We start from the raw sequence: 20,582 nt of genomic DNA, 5'->3' as shown, positions 1-20,582 counted from the left end.
TTATGGTGAGCCAGCTCACATCTCCCTGACACAGCGGGAATATACTGTCTTTGGCATCTCCTGCTGAACGTGCTTTTTATCCAGCAGAAAATTCCGTTGAGAAGCTAATTATTGGCACTCCAATAATAAGAAATCGCAAAGAAAAAAATTCTCCGGCGACGCGGTTTTTAACAGGTGTTCTATGCTTGAAATGAGGTGCTCCACACAGAGAGCGCCGACAACAATGAGGTGCGCGTATGGCGACGATCGATTCTATGAATAAGGACACCACACGTTTGAGCGATGGACCCGACTGGACGTTCGACCTGCTGGATGTTTACCTTGCAGAGATAGACCGGGTGGCGAAACTCTATCGGCTGGATACCTACCCGCACCAGATTGAAGTGATCACTTCGGAACAGATGATGGATGCCTACTCCAGCGTCGGCATGCCGATCAACTATCCGCACTGGTCATTCGGTAAAAAGTTTATCGAAACCGAACGTCTGTATAAGCACGGTCAGCAAGGGCTGGCCTATGAAATTGTCATTAACTCTAACCCCTGTATCGCTTACCTGATGGAAGAGAACACCATCACCATGCAGGCGCTGGTGATGGCACATGCCTGCTATGGTCACAACTCTTTCTTCAAAAACAATTACCTGTTTCGCAGCTGGACCGACGCCAGTTCGATTGTCGATTATCTGATTTTTGCCCGTAAATATATTACCGAGTGCGAAGAGCGTTATGGCGTTGATGAAGTAGAAAAGCTGCTGGACTCCTGTCATGCCCTGATGAACTACGGCGTGGACCGTTACAAACGTCCGCAAAAAATCTCGCTGCAAGAGGAGAAAGCCCGGCAGAAAAGTCGCGAAGAGTATCTGCAAAGCCAGGTCAATATGCTCTGGAGAACGCTGCCTAAACGCGAGGAAGAGAAAACCGTTGCCGAAGCGCGTCGCTATCCATCCGAACCACAAGAAAACCTGCTCTATTTTATGGAGAAAAATGCGCCGCTGCTGGAATCATGGCAGCGTGAAATTCTGCGTATTGTGCGTAAGGTGAGCCAGTATTTTTATCCGCAAAAACAGACTCAGGTGATGAACGAAGGCTGGGCGACCTTCTGGCACTACACCATCCTTAACCATCTGTACGATGAAGGAAAAGTGACCGAACGCTTTATGCTGGAGTTTTTGCACAGCCACACCAATGTGGTTTTCCAGCCGCCCTATAACAGCCCGTGGTACAGCGGAATAAATCCGTATGCGCTTGGTTTCGCCATGTTCCAGGATATTAAACGGATTTGTCAGTCGCCGACGGAAGAAGACAAATACTGGTTCCCGGATATCGCCGGTTCTGACTGGCTGGAAACATTGCATTTTGCGATGCGTGATTTCAAAGATGAGAGTTTTATCAGCCAGTTCCTGTCACCGAAAGTGATGCGTGATTTTCGCTTCTTCACCGTTCTGGACGACGATCGCCATAATTATCTGGAAATTTCTGCCATTCATAATGAGGAAGGTTATCGGGAGATCCGTAACCGATTATCGTCGCAATATAACTTAAGTAATCTGGAGCCGAATATTCAGATCTGGAACGTGGATTTACGCGGCGACCGTTCACTGACGCTGCGCTACATTCCGCATAACCGCGCTCCGCTGGACCGGGGGCGTAAAGAGGTGCTGAAGCATGTGCATCGCCTGTGGGGATTTGATGTGATGCTCGAACAGCAAAACGAAGACGGCAGCGTCGAGTTGCTGGAACGTTGCCCGCCGAGAATGGGAAATCTGTAAAAACAACAAAAAACCCCTCGTTTGAGGGGTTTGCTTTTTAAACGGAAGGGATTATCGCCCCTGAATGGCTAAATCACCCGGCAGATTTTTCTGCATCCGGTGCCATATCTCGCCACTCTCATGCCCATAGCGGCGCACTGTTTCGTAAACCTGATCATGCGCGCCTTCAGTGCACAATGCCGATAGCTTGTGATAGAAGCCCAGTGCCAGACTGCGCGCCTCCGGATTAGCGAAATAGTGACGACCAATTCGCGTATACAGCCCTTTCATCCCGTTGAGGATCAGACCGTAAATTGGGTTACCGGAAGCAAACGCCAGACCGCGGAAAATGTTGTAATCCAGGTCAGCAAAGGCGTCGGCGTGATCGGCCACTTCATTGGCGGTTGCCAGCACTTCTTGCGCTTTATCAGGATGCTGACGAAATGCGGTGCGAATAAAAATTGTCGAAATATTGGTACGCACTGACAGCAAATTATCAATAAGCTGCGGCACACTTTCGTGATCCAGTCGCGCCAGCGTCTCAAGAATATTCAACCCGGAGGTTTCCCAGAAATTATTCACCTTCGTCGGTTTGCCGTGTTGAATAGTCAGCCAGCCGTCTCGCGCCAGGCGCTGCAACACTTCACGTAACGTAGTACGCGTTACGCCAATTAATTCTGAAAGTTCACGTTCTGCGGGCAAAATAGTCCCGGGCGGGAAGCGGTTATTCCAGATACTTTCAATAATGTACTCTTCCGCGAAACCCGCCGGGCTTTGCGCCTTAATGACCATAGTGAGATTTCCATAACACAGCAAAACAAAGTTGCACTCATCATACCAGAGGGCTAATCACGCTGATAGCAGACAAAAAGAAGAAAAAAGGGATCAAAGCTTCATTTTCTGCATCTCTTTCTCCTTGATCATCAATACTTGCCTCACTCCTGCCCGACCGTTAAGCTTTGCGCTTAAACATAAAAACATCATTGATTATTACTAAGGTAAGGGAAACCATCATGGAAATCTCCTGGGGCCGCGCGTTATGGCGCAATTTTTTAGGCCAGTCACCCGACTGGTACAAACTTGCCCTCATCATTTTTTTAATTATTAATCCGCTAATTTTTCTCATCAGTCCTTTTGTTGCTGGCTGGCTGCTGGTAGCGGAATTTATTTTCACGCTGGCAATGGCCCTGAAATGCTACCCGCTGCTCCCCGGCGGTCTATTGGCTATCGAAGCCGTCTTCATCGGCATGACCAGCGCGAAACATGTCCGTGAAGAAGTGGCGGCAAACCTTGAAGTCTTGCTGTTACTGATGTTTATGGTGGCGGGCATCTATTTTATGAAACAGCTGTTGCTGTTCATTTTTACTCGCTTGCTGTTAAGCATTCGCTCCAAAATGCTGCTATCGCTCTCTTTTTGCATTGCGGCAGCGTTTCTCTCCGCGTTCCTCGATGCTTTAACCGTCGTGGCGGTGGTGATCAGTGTTGCAGTAGGCTTTTATGGCATTTATCACCGCGTAGCCTCTTCCCGCACCGAAGATACCGACCTGCAAGACGATAGTTATATCGACCAGCATCACAAAGTTGTTCTGGAGCAGTTCCGTGCTTTTCTACGTAGCCTGATGATGCACGCGGGCGTCGGTACCGCATTAGGCGGCGTGATGACTATGGTAGGCGAACCGCAAAACCTGATTATCGCCAAAGCCGCTGGCTGGCATTTTGGCGATTTCTTTCTGCGCATGTCACCAGTGACCGTTCCGGTTCTGGTTTGCGGTCTGTTAACCTGCCTGTTGGTGGAGAAGCTGCGTTCGTTTGGCTACGGTGAAACGCTGCCGGAGAAAGTCCGCGAAGTGCTGCAACAGTTTGACGATCAAAGCCGCCACCAGCGTACCCGTCAGGATAAAATTCGTCTGATTGTCCAGGCGATTATCGGCGTCTGGCTGGTGACTGCGCTGGCGTTGCATCTGGCGGAAGTTGGCTTGATTGGTTTGTCGGTCATTATTCTGGCGACATCATTGACCGGTGTCACCGATGAACATGCCATCGGCAAAGCCTTCACCGAATCTCTGCCATTCACCGCACTGTTGACCGTCTTTTTCTCGGTAGTCGCAGTCATTATCGACCAGCAGCTGTTCTCCCCGATTATCCAGTTTGTGCTGCAGGCATCGGAACATGCACAGCTTTCGCTGTTCTATATTTTCAACGGTCTGCTGTCATCCATTTCGGATAACGTCTTCGTGGGGACGATTTATATCAACGAAGCGAAAGCGGCAATGGAGAGTGGCGCGATTACGTTGAAGCAATACGAACTTCTGGCAGTTGCCATTAATACCGGGACCAACCTGCCCTCCGTCGCCACGCCGAACGGCCAGGCTGCATTCTTGTTCCTGCTGACTTCCGCACTCGCGCCATTGATTCGCCTCTCTTATGGCCGCATGGTGTGGATGGCCCTGCCTTATACCCTCGTCCTGACTCTCGTCGGACTGCTCTGCGTCGAGTTTACTCTTGCCCCTGTAACCGAATGGTTTATGCAAATGGGCTGGATAGCAGCGCTTTGATAACAACTAACCGGGCATATTGATGCCCGGTTTGCCTTTTCGCCCGATAATTGTTCGATTACGATCGATTTTTGATTCCCCCTGGTGGCGCAGCGAATGAATTGGTTTAAACTGCGCATTCTATGCATATTGCAGGGATATTATTATGTTGCGATTTTTGAACCAATGTTCACAGGGTCGGGGTGCGTGGCTGTTGATGGCGTTTACCGCTCTGGCACTGGAACTGACGGCGCTGTGGTTCCAGCATGTGATGTTACTAAAACCTTGCGTGCTCTGTATTTATGAACGCTGTGCGTTATTCGGCGTTCTGGGTGCCGCGCTGATTGGCGCTATTGCTCCGAAAACTCCGCTGCGTTATGTGGCGATGATTATCTGGTTATACAGTGCTTTCCGCGGTGTGCAGTTAACTTACGAACACACTATGCTTCAACTCTATCCGTCACCGTTTGCGACCTGTGATTTTATGGTTCGCTTCCCGGACTGGCTGCCGCTGGATAAATGGGTGCCACAAGTGTTTGTCGCCTCTGGCGATTGTGCCGAGCGTCAGTGGGATTTTTTAGGTCTGGAAATGCCACAGTGGTTGCTCGGTATTTTTATCGCTTACCTGATTGTCGCGGTGCTGGTGGTGATTTCCCAGCCGTTTAAAGCGAAAAAACGCGATCTGTTTGGTCGCTAATCTATTCGGCGCTCCTGCGGGAGCGTCTTTTTCCTGCCGCTATGTTTATTTGACCCGCAGTAAATCAGAACTTCGTGTTGTATAACGTGGTGAAAGCATGGCTCGCTTCATCTGCCATTGTTGCTGGATCCCCTGCCCGGCAAAATAGAGTGTTCCCCTGCCATCCTTAGCATTCAGCATATCCATTACCGCCATCAATTGTTCACTACCGGGACGCGGTGCGTTGTTATCGAACAAATTGAGTTGTGCCACTCCCTGACTAAAGAAATCACCCAGCATCACGCCCGCTTTTTGGTAGCGATGGCCCGCTTGCCAGATGGCGTCCAGAGATCGCGTAGCCGCGTTAATAATGTCTCTGCTGTCCTGGGTAGGCGTCAGCAGTTTTACCGACGCACTATTGCCGTAATAGGATTCATTGAGCGCAAATGGCGACGTTTTAATAAACGTGGAGATAAACCGACAATATTGATGCTCACTGCGGAGTTTTTCTGCCGCCCGGGCGGCGTAACTACAAATGGCCTGCCGCATCGATTCATAATCCGTGATACGTTCGCCAAACGAGCGGGAACAGATAATTTCCTGCTTCGTCGGTGCAAACTCTTCCAGCTGCAAACAGGGTTCGCCGCGCAGTTCACGCACCGTTCTTTCGAGTACCACATTAAAGTGTTTACGAATAAACCGGATATCTGTATCCGCCAAATCCAGAACGGTTTTGATACCCATCGCGTTCAATTTTTTGCTGATGCGCCGTCCAATCCCCCAGACTTCATCTACGGGTAAAGCGGCCATTAATTTACGCTGGCGTTCCAGATTGGATAAATCCACCACCCCACCGGTCTGCCGCTGCCATTTTTTTGCCGCATGATTGGCAAGTTTTGCCAGCGTTTTGGTCTGAGCGATACCCACCCCCACGGTGAGATGCGTGCGTTGCAGTACCGTTGCGCGAATTTCTCTGCCAAAGTCAGTGAGATCGCGGCAGTTACGTACCCCCGTCAAATCGCAGAACGCTTCATCAATACTGTAAATCTCCACGCGAGGAGATAGCTCTTCCAGCGTCGACATCACCCGATTGCTCATGTCTGCGTAAAGCTCATAATTGCTGCTAAAGCAGACAACGCCACAGCGACGAAACAGCTCTTTTTGTTTGAACCAGGGATCGCCCATTTTAACGCCCAGCGCCTTTGCCTCAGCGTTTCGGGCAATAACGCAACCGTCATTATTCGATAGCACAACCACCGGTTTACCCCATAAGTCAGGGCGAAACACCGCTTCACAACTGGCATAAAACGAGTTCACATCGCAAAGGGCAAACATCAGCGCATCGCCTTTATTACATGGACAACTACACCAAAGACATCCAGCGTATCCTCGCTGCCGAGGGTAATCGGCGAGTACGCGCTATTCATGGGAATAAGCTGTACCGTCGGGCGCAACTGCAATTTTTTCACCGTAAACTCGCCATCGACAGCAGCGATGACGATATCACCGTGGCTGGCGGTAATAGCGCTATCGACAATCAATAAATCACCGTCACTAATCCCACCGTCAATCATGGAGTCTCCGCTCGCTTTGACGAAGTAAGTCGCGCTGGGATGCTGAATAAGCAATTGATTCAGATCGATACGCTGTTCAACGTAATCCGCTGCCGGTGAAGGAAAGCCACACTGAACAAGATCGCTAAATAGCGGAAAAGTCACAATTTCGCGGAGATCCGCAGGCTTGATAAACAACATAATAATCTGCCTGAAGTTATACTGTTTTTATATACAGTAGTCTGTTCTTGCCAGCAGATCAATACTGATTCAGACTATCAATATCTGTCGCTGCGTAGGCTGATCCTTAAGGATTGCCGCCCCACTGTTAACCGTCTGAACGCGGTATGGATATGTCGGTAAGCATTACCTAAAAATACGGTTAATTTTATAGTTTAAACCTTTTTTAGTTATTAGTAAGATACCTGTGCTTCCAAAAAAGCTGGGAAATTCAACGACTCTTGGAAATTTTTGGACCTTGTCCCGCGGCTACAATCCGACAGCCGCGTTTCTTTTTACTATCTAACCCACCGTAAACCTACCTACGGACCTTGCTCTACAGCTCATCCTGTACCCGTGTGATCCTGACCACGTAATGAATGGATAGCAGTGAGTTATCCGGTTACGACATCAACCAGTTCTTTGGTTTCATCACTTTGGACTCTGCCCACCACAATAAATCTGAGAAGATGGACAACGAGAGCAATAACACTGACCATAAATAAGCCTCAAAAAAAAATAATAAAAGAAGCCATTTGTTTTATTAACCACGAGGATTTAATGAACAATAGAATTACAGGTGTTTTAGTTAATGGGATATCTTCGATATTAAAATGATATAAAGAGTAGTTATTGTTTTCCTGACACATTGTTCCCGGTGGCGGCCTTCAAGATGGTCATTGATAATGATCAAGTCAATAATATCTTCCGATATTTATATTTTTATCGTAAATCTTTTTTAATATAGCGCTAAAGTTTATCGTTCAGCTAAAGACACGTTACCGTGGATTAACAGTATGAACGGAGTTTTTTTAGCACAGCGTGATATTAATCATTTCGAGTTGGATGATGAAAAGCAATATGACAGACGAGAAGTTAATGCAGTACTTTTCCATGAGTGGAGGGCGTTGCGTAACGTTGGATATTTACGCTCAGGAAGATGGGTGTGTTTATTATGTTGAAAATCATGGGGAAGATCAGGATATTGCTGTGGTTTATCCTGCTCAGGCAGTAGCATTCTACGGCGAATCCATCGCCTGATGGCGCTTCTTTGTCCACTGTCATTTGCATTATTGTAGAGTAAACATAGACTGGAATTGAACAGTCTCACATAATCAGAATCACCCATATAGCGGATGATTCTCTGTTTCAACCGCCAGTGCATAGCGCTAAATAAAACTAACAACATAAAATGGCTTTATGAATTTTTTCGCATATTCTACAAGCATATTCACGAGTATTTTTATATCAACTACCTGTAGATCGGATATATAACGACGTCGTTTGATGTCCGAATTTACCGTCTTTCGCTTTATACCCATCAGAACACCTGAGTAGAATAAGCATGCATGTTCAGGCGGTCTAATGAATGCGTCCATTGGTTACGGCATTTGAATTATTGTCATACCGTAGATTATCTTTTTTCGTGTGCTACGATTTACTTAGAAACAGCGATGACGCTCTCACTTTTTAGCTCGAAAATTTTTTGCAGGATTCAGGATTAATACTTCAGCCCACCAGTACAAAATATTTCATACTTCCAATATACCACCAGCCCAAACTTCATCGCGGCACTCTGGCGACACGTCTGGAAAATCGGGGTCATTTCTTCCCGGGTAGCAAATCGCTAATACACTGTGCGCCAGACCTTGTTATTGATGACCAGAATACCGCAAGGACCATTTTCGCTGCGGCTTGACTGATGCGGATTATTGCGCCCAGTCAGGTTTATTTAAGATATGGTCCTGCCAGTCAATCACTTCCGACTCTTTCACCGCGATATGGCGCACTGAAATGCGTTCGCCATGCATGGCTGCTTTTGAACCGGTAAGTAACGGATGCCACGCAGGTAAATCTTTACCCTCCGCCAACAAGCGATAAGCACAAGTCATCGGTAGCCATTCGAACGTGGGCAGATTTTCACGAGTTAATTTAATGCAGTCGGGTTCAAACTCGAAGCGGCGTTCGTAGTTCCGACATTGACAGGTTTTAATATTGAGCTGACGGCAGGCAACGTTAGTGAAGTAGATTTCGTCGGTGTCCTCATCCATCAGTTTATGCAGGCAGCACTGACCACAACCATCACACAACGACTCCCATTCTGCATCGCTCATTTCGTCCAGGGTTTTACTTTGCCAGAAAGGTATATCGCTCATCAGGTGTTCCACCATTACGTTAAAACGCACCTTATAACCAGTCTGGCACGGCGATGCAAGCTTTGCCGCCCCTTTCAGGCGGCAAAAGTATTACAAAACGCGAGTTGTCAAAGAATGACCGCCGAAAGTAACCGTCAATTCATCGCCACTGTGCAGCGGACCAACACCATCAGGCGTGCCTGTCAGCACAACGTCACCGGCCTTAAGGGTAAAAAACTTGCTCATATAAGCAATCAGTGGAACGATTTTGTGGATCATGTCCGCAGTCGTACCTTGTTGGCGTTGTTCGCCGTTTACACTTAGACCCAGCGACGTATTTTGTGGATCACCGCTGAACTCTGCTGCAGGAATAAACCCGGAAAGTGGACACGAGTTATCAAACCCTTTGGCCTTTTCCCACGGCTGTCCGGCTTTCTTCATTTTTCCCTGAACATCACGTAATGTCAGATCGAGCGCCACACCGTAACCTGCAATAGCTTTGCGCACATGCTCTTCCGTGGCCTGACGTAGCGTCGCGCCAATCAACACCGCCAGTTCAACTTCATGATGAACCGAGCCGAAATTAGAGGGGATAGCCAGGGGCTGGCGCAGATCACACAGTGCCGTTTCAGGTTTAATAAACAACACGGGCTCTTCGGGCACTTCACTCCCCATCTCTTTAATATGTTTGGCATAGTTACTGCCAACACAGACGACCTTACTCACCGGATAATCCAGCAGCGCACCTTGCCAGTTGTGATGTTGATACATAACGTTCCTCTCACTTCATCGTGGTTCTTAAAACCCGCTCCAACGAATATGATGCCACCGCCGGATATCGGTTATTTGTCAGTACTGTCTGTATTTTTCGCCATCACAGAAAGATGTTGTTTAAGCAAATCCTCAGGTGGTGGTGGTAACTGGAGATAATAACCTTGCTCAGCTAATGCCTGTTTAACTTTCTCAATATCGGCATTTACCAGTTTTTTCCGCCCATCCAATGGCAGAATCATCGCGAGTTGAGGTTGGCCAAACCCTTTCATCAGCTCCTCTGGAACACGCGAAAAATCGTCTTTTTTTTCGACATATAAATAGGTCTGGTCACGTTTGCTACTTCGATAGATCACACAAAACATAATTTTACTCTGAATAAATGTGGGGGTGACTTGCCTCAATATAATCCAGACTATAACATGCCTGATAGTCTTCGTAATATCATCGCTCGCTGATGATGATAATTAGCTAATTGAGTAAGGCCAGGATGTCAAACACGCCAATCGAGCTTAAAGGTAGCAACTTCACCTTATCAGTGGTTCATCTGCATGAGGCAGAGCCTAAGATTATTCATCAAGCGCTGGAAGACAAAATCGCTCAGGCCCCCGCATTTTTAAAGCATGCCCCCGTCGTACTCAATGTCAGTGGCCTCGAAGAACGGGTCAACTGGTCAGCAATGCACAAAGCTATCTCAGCAACTGGCTTGCGGATAATTGGCGTCAGCGGTTGCAAAAATGCGAAACTGAAAGCTGAAATAGAAAAGATGGGGCTACCAATCCTGACTGAAGGAAAGGAAAAAGCGCCACGTTCAGCTCCCGTTCCCCAGGCACCAGCGCAAAATACGATCCCGGACACAAAAACACGTTTAATAGATACGCCTGTGCGTTCCGGTCAGCGCATTTATGCTCCACAATGTGATTTGATTGTTACAAGTAATGTAAGTGCAGGAGCAGAATTGATCGCGGATGGTAACATTCATGTCTATGGCATGATGCGCGGTCGTGCGCTGGCCGGGGCAAGTGGTGACCGGGAAGCGCAAATATTTTGTACTAACCTGATGGCCGAACTAGTATCTATTGCTGGTGAATACTGGCTGAGTGATAAAATCCCAGTAGAATTTTATGGCAAAGCGGCACGGCTGCAATTAGTCGAAAACGCTTTGACCGTTCAATCGTTAAATTGATCCCTTTTTAACAAGGAATTTTTATGGCACGCATTATTGTTGTTACTTCGGGGAAAGGGGGCGTTGGAAAGACCACCTCCAGCGCGGCCATCGCCACTGGTTTGGCCCAGAAGGGAAAGAAAACTGTCGTGATCGATTTTGATATCGGCTTGCGTAACCTCGACCTGATTATGGGTTGTGAGCGTCGGGTCGTGTACGATTTCGTCAACGTCATTCAGGGCGATGCAACGCTAAATCAGGCGCTAATTAAGGATAAGCGTACTGATAACCTCTACATTCTCCCGGCATCGCAAACTCGCGATAAAGATGCCCTCACCCGCGAAGGGGTGGCCAAAGTTCTTGATGACCTAAAAGCGATGGACTTTGAGTTTATCGTTTGTGACTCACCGGCGGGTATTGAAACCGGTGCATTAATGGCTCTTTATTTCGCTGATGAAGCCATTATTACCACGAACCCGGAAGTCTCATCAGTTCGTGACTCTGACCGTATTTTAGGTATTCTGGCGTCGAAATCACGTCGCGCAGAAAACGGCGAAGAACCCATTAAAGAGCACCTGTTGTTAACGCGCTATAACCCTGGTCGCGTGCACAGAGGAGACATGCTGAGTATGGAAGACGTGCTGGAAATCCTGCGCATCAAACTCGTCGGTGTGATCCCAGAGGATCAATCCGTATTGCGCGCCTCTAACCAGGGTGAACCAGTCATTCTCGACATCAATGCCGATGCGGGTAAAGCCTACGCAGATACCGTAGAACGCCTGTTGGGTGAAGAACGCCCTTTCCGCTTCATTGAAGAAGAGAAGAAAGGCTTCCTCAAACGCTTGTTCGGAGGATAAGTTATGGCATTACTCGATTTCTTTCTCTCACGGAAGAAAAACACGGCCAACATTGCAAAAGAACGGCTGCAGATTATTGTTGCTGAACGTCGTCGCAGCGATGCAGAACCACACTATCTGCCGCAGTTGCGTAAAGATATTCTTGATGTCATTTGTAAATACGTACAAATTGATCCCGAGATGGTAACCGTACAGCTCGAGCAAAAGGATGGCGATATTTCCATTCTTGAGCTTAACGTGACCTTACCAGAAGCAGAAGAGCTAAAATAAGCTGTATTAGCTCAAACCTGATCTGACAGTTACCGGTTGTTTATACTGGTATCTGTCAGGTTGCATTTGGTCTAAATTTTGTTCTCCCCCTTCTATTGTCAGCTCAAATCGCCGCTAATTCACACTATTGCCATCAGAGCGAAATTACTTACCTTGCCTTTTTTGATAAATATTTTTTACATTTAAATCACACAACAATATTGATATTTCAGATCACCTAACCTTTACAATACCATGTTAACACTTGATGACATTTCTTGAAGAAAATATTTCAAATCAATGAGTTAATCCTTATTTAAGATTATTCCCATTCAAGCATAAAACACAATTACTATTATACCATTCGCGCTCATTTTGAATTATCTGAATAATAGCGAGCGTTCTTTAGTTAAGTAAATATTAATTAAAGACGAAATTATTGTGTGTGCAACTTACTTAATACCGGACATCTAAGTTGAAGAAAAAAATACTCGCCTTCGGGCTTATCTCAGCATTGTTCTGCTCCGCACCAGCAATGGCGGATATGAATCGCACCACGAAAGGTGCGCTGTTAGGTGCAGGCGTAGGTTTACTGACTGGCAATGGCGTTAATGGTGTGCTGAAAGGCGCTGCTGTGGGCGCTGGTGTTGGTGCAGTAACTGAAAAAGGTCGTGACGGCAAAAATGCCCGCAAAGGTGCGAAAGTGGGTGCTGCCGTTGGTGCAGTCACTGGCGTGTTGACCGGCAATGGTCTGGAAGGCGCGATTAAAGGTGCTGTAATTGGCGGCACAGGTGGTGCCATTCTGGGTAAAATGAAATAAGGAATGATGATGAAAAAATTTGCATTACTGGCTGGTCTGTTTGTTTTCGCACCAATGAGCTGGGCGCAGGACTACAATATTAAGAACGGTTTGCCGGCAGAAACCTATATTACTTGTGCTGAAGCTAACGAAATGGCAAAAACTGACAGCGCACAGGTTGCAGAAATTGTGGCTGTAATGGGTAACGCCAGCGTTACGAGCCGTGATTTAAAAATCGAGCAATCTCCGGAACTCAGTGCCAAAGTGGTAGAAAAACTGAACCAGGTTTGTGCTAAAGATCCGCAAATGCTGTTAATTACCGCCATTGATGACACCATGCGTGCCATTGGCAAAAAATAATCATTAATGCAGTACCGCGCCGATTGATTCGGCGCGTTTTTTTAGCAGGCGAAGGAATCAGAACTTATATTTAAATCCCACCATCACTGCGGTGTCATTGTAGCCATTATCACCGAGTTGAACGCCAACATTTCCCCAGACGCTAGCCGCTGAATTCAGATTGCCATTTACGCCAGGTTTAATTTCCCCCTGATTACGCGCACTGCCAGCAACTCATTTAGCCGTTTTCTGACAGTGATAACAGAAGGATTAAGGCTGATCCCTATGGCTAACGAGTTTTCCTCTTAACCGATTAACCACATTGATCGCCAACCAAACCAACGCATTTAGCAAATTTATAGTAACAAGCACTTCTCCCAACCAGGTGCTGGGTTTGGCAAAAAGGATAACCAGGAAAGTGATTAGCATAAATGCAATGGAGAAAATGATATATAAAGTAAAATAATCCAGATTATTACTCTTGTTCATGCTACTGATGGTAATCCTGTCAAAAATTTCAGACAATTATAGCAAACAAAATAATGAACAATAGTAACAAGACGAAACGAGCTAATTAGCTGTCTATAATTACGTCACCTCACGCTCAAGCGATCATTTTTCACTCAACCACCACTTTCACCTTCGGTTTTGAGAGAATAATTTTGACCAGCTCAATATATGTCACCGGTTTATAGAAATAGTATCCCTGTTGGAACGTGATGTTGTTTTGGTTCAGGTAATCGAGCTGCTCCTTCGTCTCAACACCTTCAGCGACAATACTGATAGAAAGTTTGCGCGCCAGATCCAGCACGCAGTCCAGGATCCGGGTGGAATCTGGATCTGCGTTGACCCGCCCGACGAAGCTGTGATCAATCTTGATATAATCAATATGTAGATCATGGAGATAAGAAAGCCCCGAGTATCCAGTACCAAAATCATCCAGTGCGATGACAAAACCATTTTCATGCAAAATGTTTAGTCGCTGGACCAGACTTTCATCAACATGCAAAGGCTCACGCTCAGTGACTTCAAGCACGAGATTCAAATCACGGCGCGTGAAGCTGCCCTTGTATTTCAGGCATTCTTCAACAAATGTCGGCGAAATAATATGCGAGGCGCTGAAATTTATCCCAACATGAAAACCTTCTGGCAGTTTACTTTCGATCGCATTCATTTGTTTGGCGACCTGGCTCATCAAACTTTGGGTGAGCGGAACTATCAACCCTGATTTTTCGGCAAGAGGAATGAAAGCCGCAGGAGAGATATATCCTCCCCGAGGGTGTTTCCAGCGGGCAAGGACTTCCACGCCGCGTAACGTCCCTTCCAGCCCATTTACCACTGGTTGATAAAAAGGCACAATTTCACCGTTATGTATTGCCCGCCGCAGGATCTCTTCCGGTGTCGCGCTTTTGTTGAAATATTTATCAAGCAGGAAGACAACGGCGCAGGAAATCAACAAAATGAATATCAAAATCCCCAGACCTTTATCGATAAGTCTGCTAAAGCTAAATAGAGGCGGCTGGTTATAAATAATACTGAAATGATATTTTGTGGAACTGACTCGTCCAGAAAAATGATTTTTACCATTGAGAGCTGTCACATCTCCCGACGGGCCAATAATGCTACCGCCAACGAGTAAAGTATATTTCGCCCCCTTCAACGGCACATTGAGCGCGCCACGAATATGTTGATCGCTAATAGTCACCAAAACTCGGGTATCTGCGAACTGATTCTGATAAAGCAAAATGGGCATTTTATTAACAGTATCGATTGCCGGAGCTAGCAGTAAATTGCTTTCAGGAATCACGGGTATACGTGATAGCAGTACGTGGTTCCCCGGCAATGAAGTACACCAGACCGCATCTTGTTTGAGAATGATGATCGTACGCAGATGTGGCTTGAGCGCTGCTTCTGTACCTAGTTGATATTGTTCATCCAGATCACACCCTTTTCTGGCTATTTCCCGTACCGTTTGAATCGCCTGTGACGCTTCCTCAAGTATATAATTGATATTGTTTGCGGCATATCTCGCCCCTGCCAGGCTCTCCGCTTTTGCGGAATACCAGAGCTGGATGTTCAAAATAGAGACGCCGGTAATAAACAGGCAAACCGCAGCGAGGATAGGGATAAGTGTATTGCGCATCTGCGTGTCCCTGACAACAGGTTAATAGAGGGGGTTGACATTCATTCGCTCAATCTGGCGTCTACAGAGAGCATGGTCGAGAGAATCAGAAATATCCACGCATCAGATGAAATTTTGCCCAACATGCCGCAAGTCTTTCAATGACTGATGAAAAACTAATGTTCGCGCTGATCAATGGGTCTTTAAGCAGAGAAGAGGCATGGGGTAATAATTCGGGAACAAAAATACAGGTTGAGCACGTTTCTGTTTAGCTTTAACTTTCGCCTTTATGCATATGTGAATCAATAGGTTGAATGTATTTCTGTACCAGCAATTCCAGCTTTTTCAACGTTTGTATCGCCGTTGAGTCAAGTCCATAACATTTCAATTCTTCTGCCGAGTGAAATCTAACGTTCACCTGACCTCCAGGCAACTGGCGAAGGAGTACCCTGAAAGGTAAATCCAGAGCGAGGTCTGGATGTTCCAACATCAAAGGCGTTCCCTTTTCAGGATTACCAAATACCAGAACAGTAGTTGGCGGCATTACAAGCCCTGCATTACGGGCAGCTTTTGCGTGGTCAAACTCGCCAAATAAAACCAGACCATTATCTGATACCGCCTTAAGAAGACGTGTTCTGGTATGTTCGAAGTCAAATGCACTATTGAATTGAATCATAACGTTTTTACCATTAACACAATAATCAATGTGAACGATGAGACAACCGTAATATAAATACAAAATATTATAACCTGAGCTTGCTCATATTTTTGAACATCAGAGAAATAACATTTTCTGATGAGCCCCTTTAATCAACCAGAATTAAAACAATCGCAATATCCACTATGTTTATAAAATCACCCTATGCTGACAAGATAATGTAGACTCTGATTCCATAAAGCACTCCCTTCCGAAACTCTGTAGTTACAAATTGTAAAGATTAATTTACTTTGTTTATATTTTGACTGTCTGGTTATATCTCAGTGGATATGTAAAATTAATAACAGCTGGTGATCATTCAGTAGTTGACTATAGAAAATTCGCCAGCCGGTCACAGACACGCATCTTTACAGGGCGTGTCTGCATTTTTTGTTATGATGTATTGTAATGTATATAGTAGTACTGGTGAATTATGAGCAATCTGAATCCATGCCTGGCGTGTGGTGCCTGTTGTGCATTTTTCCGCGTCTCTTTTTACTGGGCCGAAGCAGATGATGCAGGCGGCACTATCCCGGCTCATCTTACTGAGCAAATATCCCCTTACCACCGATGTATGAGCGGTACTAACCAGAAGGATCCACGTTGTGTCGCCCTGGCAGGAACGCCTGGAAAAAACGCATGTTGCACCATATACAAGAATCGCTCATCGACATGTCGAGAATTCGCCATGTCTGGCGAGGATGGGAAGATTAATGAGGCATGTAATCGCGCCCGCGCAAAATATGGGCTGCCTCCAATTTAAAAAGCACTTTTCATTTTTAATGGGCGCTATAAAACTGCGTATCCATGATTATATTCTGATGTAACATGCCCATTGCCCGAGTATCAAGAATACAATGCCATATGTTCCTGGTACCGGGCAACATTTTGGTGAAAACTGCCATTTTAAAAATTCAGTTCTTGATGATCATTCTTGATATTTTACGTAACAATTAACAGGCATTACATTCTGATATTTCGACTATAAACCATTACGTTTTTCGCGCAATTACCACCCATCGGATGATCCTTTGCCGTTAATCATGAGATAGTTACAATCAGTAATTTCGATTAGTCTTATTTTTTAAATGAGAGTCTTTTTATATGTTTTTTACATTCTTTAAGAATAAGAAATCTGCCATAAAGACAGATTTCTTTAATTTATAATTAGAGATTTGCAACGTTATGATATACTTTTTGAACATCGTCGTCATCTTCGAGGGCATCAATAAGTCCTTCAAAGATTTCTAAATCTTCTGGTGAAAGCTCAACTTCTGATTGAGCAATCATTTCTAATTCTGTTGTTGAGAACTCAGTAATTCCAGCTGCTTTTAGAGCTGCAATTCCTTTGTGAAGGTCTGTAGGCTCAGTATAAATAACGATGTTTCCTTCTTCTTCGGTCACATCACGGACATCCACTTCAGCTTCAAGCAAAATTTCAAACATACGGTCAGGGTCAGTTCCTTCAAATACAATCACGCCAGTATTGTCAAACATATAGCTGACAGAACCAGCTGCTCCGATATTCCCGCCTTTTTTATTGAAAATTGTACGAACGTTAGCAATCGTACGGTTAACGTTTGAAGTCAACGTTTCAGCGATAATCATTGAACCATTGGGTCCAAAGCCTTCATAACGTCCTTGTACGAACGTTTCGTCTCCGCCACCTTTGGCTTTATCAATAGCTTTATCAATAACGTGTTTTGGAACTTGCGCCTGCTTCGCGCGTTCAATAACAAACTTTAAAGAAGTGTTTAATTCTGGGTCTGGTTCGCCCTGTTTAGCCGCAGCATAGATTTCCACACCGAATTTTGCATATACTTTAGACGTTGCCCCGTCTTTAGCCGTTTTTTTAGCTACGATATTGGCCCATTTACGTCCCACTGGAATAATCTCCTCGAAATTTATTTACATCAATAACAGGTTGATAACCTGCGATTTTCGTCATATTATATCATAACATGGAAAATTTCGTCTATGAGAATTAGAAATAAGATAAATGTATAGCGGCACTTTAATTTTTCATTATTTTAAAATGTTACCAGATTATTTTTCGGATTTAGTTTTAGCTTTTTGCTCTTAATTATTGAAACGCTATAATAATACCTAAGGCAAAAATAATGCGTTGATATATAAATTATTTTTTCTTATGTTAATGTTAATTCATTCCAACCTGAGCTCAAGCACTCTTTCTTAACAACGAAAGGCCATAAAATGAATATCGAAGCATTTGCTTTTGGCACCACCAACTGGGGTGAAGTCGAAAAAACAGAACATCCCGGGGAAACAGGCATGGCCTACTGGCGCACACAATTTTTTGGTCACAAGCCGAACCAAATCCGTGTTCGAATGGTTGAATATACCCCAGGTTACCTGGCGGATCATTGGTGCAGTAAAGGTCATATCCTTTTATGCATAGAGGGAGAACTCGAAACACAGCTCGCAGATGGCCGCAAATTCACTTTAACTGCGGGGATGAGTTATCAGGTTGGTGATAACGCAGAGCCACATCAGTCCAGAACGGAGACAGGAGCAAAACTCTTTATTGTGGACTAACGGATTCGTCGTTGTTGCGATTGCGACGTCCGATTCTGGCACAGAATTGGAACCTGGCAGTAGAACAACCACCTGACCATCCCCCAACTACCTGGGGGTTTTGATAACTTATTTTGATAACCGTTAGCATCCTGACAAAAATAACGGGAGCGTTACGCTCCCGTTAATGGATTTAATAAATTACCGAATTACATGTTCTTGATGATCGCATCACCAAATTCTGAACATTTCAGCAGCTTAGCGCCTTCCATCAGACGTTCGAAGTCATAGGTTACGGTCTTCGCGTTGATTGCGCCTTCCATACCTTTAACAATCAGGTCTGCGGCTTCAGTCCAGCCCATATGGCGTAACATTAGTTAGATGACTAAATCGTAACTATTTGACATAGCAACATAATTTTACTAATTTGCATATAACTCATTAGCCCTTAGCATTTCTATAACTCATTGATTATAAACATGTGTTTTTGAGTTTTGATAACCATTTTTAGCATAAAAATAGCAGTTAACATTTGCAGAAGTTAAGATCAGAAAAAATTTTTACCCTGTAGGGTATTACGTCTTAAATGTGACTTTAATAAATAATTTTATTTCTGTAATCGGTTTATATTAACGTAAAGCATCTCGATTAGTTCTTTTGCATTTTTACTATAGTGCAATTCTCTATGGCAATTCGGACAAAGGGCAACACAGTTATCTGTTGTATCAGCACCACCTGAAGACAGGGGAATTACATGATGCACTTCCAAATATGGGTTTCCATCATTTAAATAAAACGGAGCATTTTTACCACAGTTTTCACATATACCTTTACTTTGCTGTAAAATCCAAGCTTTTACCATCGGGTCTCGGACATAAACTTTTTGTAGTCTTTCTACCTCAACTGGTTTCCTGGAGCCCTCGGGTTGACTCAACGTTTTCTTAATTAATTTACTAACCCTCATATTCAGAAGCGATTCATCATCTGTAGGCTGTGAAAGCTCTGATAGTTCTCCACGTATTATAGACGCCCAAAAACTGTCACTATAAATACCTGGAACATTTATCAATATTCGTTTCGTTCTATTGCCGGAAGGAATTTCCTTTCTCCCCGTACGACTAAAATAAGCCTGATAACCACACATCTTCAAGCGTATATCGCGGGGGCTATTACCAATCAAAGAAAAATATTCACCAGGATGGATTTTTCTTTCATCCAAAGAATGCATATGTTTTCTGACTGATGATGACGCCAGATATACTACGACTTGGGATACACCAGAATCAACCAACCGTTCAATGATATAATCAAGAGCGATATTGTAATCTTTGTTTCTGTCACCCGGCCCCCACGACTCAAGGATTAGACCATAAACACCATCCTCTTCACCTATCGAACACTCAGCTTTCAGTTCAATTCCATTGTTATCAAAAACATGCATAATATTAATCTTTAATCAATTTTTCACGACAATACTACTTTTATTGATAAAATTGCAACAAGTTGCTGTTGTTTTACTTTCTTTTGTACACAAAGTGTCTTTAACTTTATTTATCCCCTGCAGGAAACCTCTTATACAAAGTTGACACACCAACATCATAGATAATCGCCACCTTCTGGCGAGGAACTCCTGATGCAATTAATCGTCCGGCCTGTTCCCATTGTTCTGGTGTAAGTTTGGGACGACGTCCACCAATTCGTCCCTGTGCGCGAGCAGCTTCCAGTCCAGCTTTTGTTCTTTCAACAATCAGTTCACGCTCCATTTCAGCCAAGGCACCCATCACATGAAAGAAAAAGCGCCCCATTGGGGTACTGGTATCAATTGAATCCGTCAGACTACGAAAGTTGATGCCTCGTTCGCGCAACTCCTCCACCAGCACGACAAGATGCCGCATACTGCGCCCCAGTCGGTCCAGTTTCCAGACCACCAGCGTATCACCTGCCGATAATGTCCTGAGCAGTTTTTTCAGTCCCGGCCTTTCGGACTTTGTACCGCTTATCTTGTCTTCAAAAATCAGCTCGCATCCTGCACAGTTCAGCGCATTACGTTGTAGATCTGTGTTCTGGTCATTTGTTGACACACGTACATAGCCAATAAGCATGGTAGATCTCCCTGACAAAAGCAGGAATGATGCCATTTGCTCGTTATTTCTGCATTTTCATAAACGTTGGTTTGGGAGAAG

The 20,582-nt window shown here is 45.0% G+C and carries 23 protein-coding genes and 2 pseudogenes; 11 read left to right on the top strand and 14 right to left on the bottom strand.

The features are described 5' to 3' along the window. The first annotated feature begins 236 nt into the window (after window positions 1-236). On the top strand, window positions 237-1,769 hold the full coding sequence (locus D9736_RS18235) for a SpoVR family protein (RefSeq protein ID WP_130205627.1): 1,533 nt from the start codon (window positions 237-239) through the stop codon (window positions 1,767-1,769). Between the two features lie 51 nt (window positions 1,770-1,820). Here D9736_RS18235 and fadR read toward each other — a convergent pair whose 3' ends face one another. Beyond that, complete coding sequence (gene fadR / locus D9736_RS18230; protein ID WP_130215962.1) at window positions 1,821-2,540, bottom strand: fatty acid metabolism transcriptional regulator FadR; 720 nt, start codon at window positions 2,538-2,540, stop codon at window positions 1,821-1,823. 221 nt (window positions 2,541-2,761) lie between these two features. On the opposite strand from fadR, the gene nhaB reads away from it, so the two are divergent. After that, on the top strand, window positions 2,762-4,303 hold the full coding sequence (gene nhaB, locus D9736_RS18225; protein WP_130258885.1) for a Na(+)/H(+) antiporter NhaB: 1,542 nt from the start codon (window positions 2,762-2,764) through the stop codon (window positions 4,301-4,303). Window positions 4,304-4,448: 145 nt separating this feature from the next. Continuing rightward, window positions 4,449-4,979 (top strand): disulfide bond formation protein DsbB, encoded by a 531-nt coding sequence (gene dsbB, locus D9736_RS18220; RefSeq protein ID WP_130258884.1) that lies wholly within the window; start codon window positions 4,449-4,451, stop codon window positions 4,977-4,979. Between the two features lie 45 nt (window positions 4,980-5,024). On the opposite strand, the gene umuC is transcribed toward dsbB, so the two are convergent. Beyond that, complete coding sequence (umuC, locus tag D9736_RS18215) at window positions 5,025-6,293, bottom strand: DNA polymerase V catalytic protein (protein WP_130222849.1); 1,269 nt, start codon at window positions 6,291-6,293, stop codon at window positions 5,025-5,027. Then, window positions 6,293-6,712: a translesion error-prone DNA polymerase V autoproteolytic subunit gene (locus D9736_RS18210; protein ID WP_130205617.1), complete on the bottom strand. Its 420-nt coding sequence runs from the start codon at window positions 6,710-6,712 to the stop codon at window positions 6,293-6,295. Before D9736_RS18210 ends, umuC begins: the two co-directional genes overlap by 1 nt. An 879-nt stretch (window positions 6,713-7,591) precedes the next feature. Here D9736_RS18210 and D9736_RS23630 point away from each other — a divergent pair. Next, window positions 7,592-7,771 (top strand): hypothetical protein, encoded by a 180-nt coding sequence (locus tag D9736_RS23630; RefSeq protein ID WP_240779355.1) that lies wholly within the window; start codon window positions 7,592-7,594, stop codon window positions 7,769-7,771. 668 nt (window positions 7,772-8,439) lie between these two features. Here the strand turns inward: D9736_RS23630 and D9736_RS18195 are convergent. From D9736_RS18195 to D9736_RS18185, 3 genes are all read right to left on the bottom strand, one after another. Further along, on the bottom strand, window positions 8,440-8,886 hold the full coding sequence (locus tag D9736_RS18195; RefSeq protein WP_205712811.1) for a YcgN family cysteine cluster protein: 447 nt from the start codon (window positions 8,884-8,886) through the stop codon (window positions 8,440-8,442). Between the two features lie 90 nt (window positions 8,887-8,976). Next, window positions 8,977-9,636 (bottom strand): fumarylacetoacetate hydrolase family protein, encoded by a 660-nt coding sequence (locus D9736_RS18190; protein WP_130205613.1) that lies wholly within the window; start codon window positions 9,634-9,636, stop codon window positions 8,977-8,979. 71 nt (window positions 9,637-9,707) lie between these two features. Further along, window positions 9,708-10,001: a YcgL domain-containing protein gene (locus tag D9736_RS18185; RefSeq protein ID WP_130205736.1), complete on the bottom strand. Its 294-nt coding sequence runs from the start codon at window positions 9,999-10,001 to the stop codon at window positions 9,708-9,710. 125 nt (window positions 10,002-10,126) lie between these two features. Here D9736_RS18185 and minC point away from each other — a divergent pair, with 125 nt between their 5' ends. From minC to D9736_RS18160, 5 genes are all read left to right on the top strand, one after another. After that, window positions 10,127-10,822, top strand: a complete 696-nt coding sequence (gene minC, locus D9736_RS18180; RefSeq protein WP_130215951.1) for a septum site-determining protein MinC — start codon at window positions 10,127-10,129, stop codon at window positions 10,820-10,822. A gap of 23 nt (window positions 10,823-10,845) precedes the next feature. Further along, window positions 10,846-11,658 carry a septum site-determining protein MinD gene (gene minD / locus D9736_RS18175; RefSeq protein WP_064528664.1) on the top strand — a complete coding sequence of 271 codons (813 nt, stop codon included), beginning with the start codon at window positions 10,846-10,848 and terminating at the stop codon, window positions 11,656-11,658. Between the two features lie 3 nt (window positions 11,659-11,661). Beyond that, window positions 11,662-11,928, top strand: a complete 267-nt coding sequence (minE, locus tag D9736_RS18170; protein WP_001185664.1) for a cell division topological specificity factor MinE — start codon at window positions 11,662-11,664, stop codon at window positions 11,926-11,928. A 454-nt stretch (window positions 11,929-12,382) separates the two neighbouring features. Further along, window positions 12,383-12,727 carry a YMGG-like glycine zipper-containing protein gene (locus D9736_RS18165; protein ID WP_064528662.1) on the top strand — a complete coding sequence of 115 codons (345 nt, stop codon included), beginning with the start codon at window positions 12,383-12,385 and terminating at the stop codon, window positions 12,725-12,727. A 3-nt stretch (window positions 12,728-12,730) separates the two neighbouring features. Next, entirely contained in the window at window positions 12,731-13,066 is a 336-nt protein-coding gene (locus D9736_RS18160) for a YmgD family protein (protein ID WP_074399524.1), read from the top strand. A gap of 57 nt (window positions 13,067-13,123) precedes the next feature. Here D9736_RS18160 and D9736_RS18155 read toward each other — a convergent pair. From D9736_RS18155 to D9736_RS18140, 4 genes and pseudogenes are all read right to left on the bottom strand, one after another. Next, window positions 13,124-13,267: pseudogene (locus D9736_RS18155) on the bottom strand (autotransporter outer membrane beta-barrel domain-containing protein); the annotation flags it as partial. Window positions 13,268-13,315: 48 nt separating this feature from the next. Then, window positions 13,316-13,534 (bottom strand): cell division-associated protein YmgF, encoded by a 219-nt coding sequence (ymgF, locus tag D9736_RS18150; RefSeq protein ID WP_130215949.1) that lies wholly within the window; start codon window positions 13,532-13,534, stop codon window positions 13,316-13,318. Between the two features lie 130 nt (window positions 13,535-13,664). Further along, a complete protein-coding gene (locus D9736_RS18145; RefSeq protein ID WP_130215947.1) occupies window positions 13,665-15,188 on the bottom strand; it encodes a cyclic diguanylate phosphodiesterase in 1,524 nt (507 codons plus the stop codon). Between the two features lie 253 nt (window positions 15,189-15,441). After that, window positions 15,442-15,843 (bottom strand): DUF302 domain-containing protein, encoded by a 402-nt coding sequence (locus tag D9736_RS18140; RefSeq protein WP_130258882.1) that lies wholly within the window; start codon window positions 15,841-15,843, stop codon window positions 15,442-15,444. Between the two features lie 454 nt (window positions 15,844-16,297). Here D9736_RS18140 and D9736_RS18135 point away from each other — a divergent pair, with 454 nt between their 5' ends. After that, window positions 16,298-16,627, top strand: a complete 330-nt coding sequence (locus D9736_RS18135; protein ID WP_130205601.1) for a YkgJ family cysteine cluster protein — start codon at window positions 16,298-16,300, stop codon at window positions 16,625-16,627. Window positions 16,628-17,031: 404 nt separating this feature from the next. On the opposite strand, the gene D9736_RS18130 is transcribed toward D9736_RS18135, so the two are convergent. Continuing rightward, entirely contained in the window at window positions 17,032-17,748 is a 717-nt protein-coding gene (locus tag D9736_RS18130; RefSeq protein ID WP_130258881.1) for a YebC/PmpR family DNA-binding transcriptional regulator, read from the bottom strand. A 330-nt stretch (window positions 17,749-18,078) separates the two neighbouring features. On the opposite strand from D9736_RS18130, the gene D9736_RS18125 reads away from it, so the two are divergent. Beyond that, complete coding sequence (locus D9736_RS18125) at window positions 18,079-18,420, top strand: DHCW motif cupin fold protein (protein WP_130222855.1); 342 nt, start codon at window positions 18,079-18,081, stop codon at window positions 18,418-18,420. 188 nt (window positions 18,421-18,608) lie between these two features. On the opposite strand, the pseudogene D9736_RS18120 reads toward D9736_RS18125, so the two are convergent. The 3 genes and pseudogenes from D9736_RS18120 to pinE all read right to left on the bottom strand — a co-directional run. Further along, window positions 18,609-18,776: pseudogene (locus tag D9736_RS18120) on the bottom strand (isocitrate/isopropylmalate family dehydrogenase); the annotation flags it as partial. 230 nt (window positions 18,777-19,006) lie between these two features. Next, window positions 19,007-19,840: a 5-methylcytosine-specific endonuclease McrA gene (gene mcrA / locus D9736_RS18115; RefSeq protein ID WP_072668360.1), complete on the bottom strand. Its 834-nt coding sequence runs from the start codon at window positions 19,838-19,840 to the stop codon at window positions 19,007-19,009. A gap of 106 nt (window positions 19,841-19,946) precedes the next feature. Then, the gene (gene pinE, locus D9736_RS18110; protein WP_000905000.1) at window positions 19,947-20,501 is read right to left on the bottom strand and encodes a site-specific DNA recombinase; all 555 of its coding nucleotides are present in this window, start codon (window positions 20,499-20,501) and stop codon (window positions 19,947-19,949) included. Window positions 20,502-20,582: the final 81 nt, after the last annotated feature.

This window comes from Escherichia sp. E10V10 (assembly GCF_004211985.1).
Lineage (GTDB): Bacteria > Pseudomonadota > Gammaproteobacteria > Enterobacterales > Enterobacteriaceae > Escherichia.
Note: the sequence above shows the minus strand (reverse complement) of the source record. Positions and strands in the feature narration are given on the sequence as shown.

Bases quoted from the DNA above. Each gene is read 5' to 3' on its own strand.
- nhaB (WP_130258885.1), top strand. From the start codon at position 2,762: ATGGAAATCTCCTGGGGCCGCGCGTTATGGCGCAATTTTTTAGGCCAG.
- fadR (WP_130215962.1), bottom strand. From the start codon at position 2,540: ATGGTCATTAAGGCGCAAAGCCCGGCGGGTTTCGCGGAAGAGTACATT.
- D9736_RS18210 (WP_130205617.1), bottom strand. From the start codon at position 6,712: ATGTTGTTTATCAAGCCTGCGGATCTCCGCGAAATTGTGACTTTTCCG.
- D9736_RS18195 (WP_205712811.1), bottom strand. From the start codon at position 8,886: ATGAGCGATATACCTTTCTGGCAAAGTAAAACCCTGGACGAAATGAGC.
- minC (WP_130215951.1), top strand. From the start codon at position 10,127: ATGTCAAACACGCCAATCGAGCTTAAAGGTAGCAACTTCACCTTATCA.
- D9736_RS18140 (WP_130258882.1), bottom strand. From the start codon at position 15,843: ATGATTCAATTCAATAGTGCATTTGACTTCGAACATACCAGAACACGT.
- dsbB (WP_130258884.1), top strand. From the start codon at position 4,449: ATGTTGCGATTTTTGAACCAATGTTCACAGGGTCGGGGTGCGTGGCTG.
- D9736_RS18135 (WP_130205601.1), top strand. From the start codon at position 16,298: ATGAGCAATCTGAATCCATGCCTGGCGTGTGGTGCCTGTTGTGCATTT.
- D9736_RS18160 (WP_074399524.1), top strand. From the start codon at position 12,731: ATGATGATGAAAAAATTTGCATTACTGGCTGGTCTGTTTGTTTTCGCA.
- D9736_RS18185 (WP_130205736.1), bottom strand. From the start codon at position 10,001: ATGTTTTGTGTGATCTATCGAAGTAGCAAACGTGACCAGACCTATTTA.
- umuC (WP_130222849.1), bottom strand. From the start codon at position 6,293: ATGTTTGCCCTTTGCGATGTGAACTCGTTTTATGCCAGTTGTGAAGCG.
- minE (WP_001185664.1), top strand. From the start codon at position 11,662: ATGGCATTACTCGATTTCTTTCTCTCACGGAAGAAAAACACGGCCAAC.
- D9736_RS18235 (WP_130205627.1), top strand. From the start codon at position 237: ATGGCGACGATCGATTCTATGAATAAGGACACCACACGTTTGAGCGAT.
- minD (WP_064528664.1), top strand. From the start codon at position 10,846: ATGGCACGCATTATTGTTGTTACTTCGGGGAAAGGGGGCGTTGGAAAG.
- D9736_RS18190 (WP_130205613.1), bottom strand. From the start codon at position 9,636: ATGTATCAACATCACAACTGGCAAGGTGCGCTGCTGGATTATCCGGTG.
- pinE (WP_000905000.1), bottom strand. From the start codon at position 20,501: ATGCTTATTGGCTATGTACGTGTGTCAACAAATGACCAGAACACAGAT.
- D9736_RS23630 (WP_240779355.1), top strand. From the start codon at position 7,592: ATGACAGACGAGAAGTTAATGCAGTACTTTTCCATGAGTGGAGGGCGT.
- D9736_RS18145 (WP_130215947.1), bottom strand. From the start codon at position 15,188: ATGCGCAATACACTTATCCCTATCCTCGCTGCGGTTTGCCTGTTTATT.
- D9736_RS18125 (WP_130222855.1), top strand. From the start codon at position 18,079: ATGAATATCGAAGCATTTGCTTTTGGCACCACCAACTGGGGTGAAGTC.
- ymgF (WP_130215949.1), bottom strand. From the start codon at position 13,534: ATGAACAAGAGTAATAATCTGGATTATTTTACTTTATATATCATTTTC.
- mcrA (WP_072668360.1), bottom strand. From the start codon at position 19,840: ATGCATGTTTTTGATAACAATGGAATTGAACTGAAAGCTGAGTGTTCG.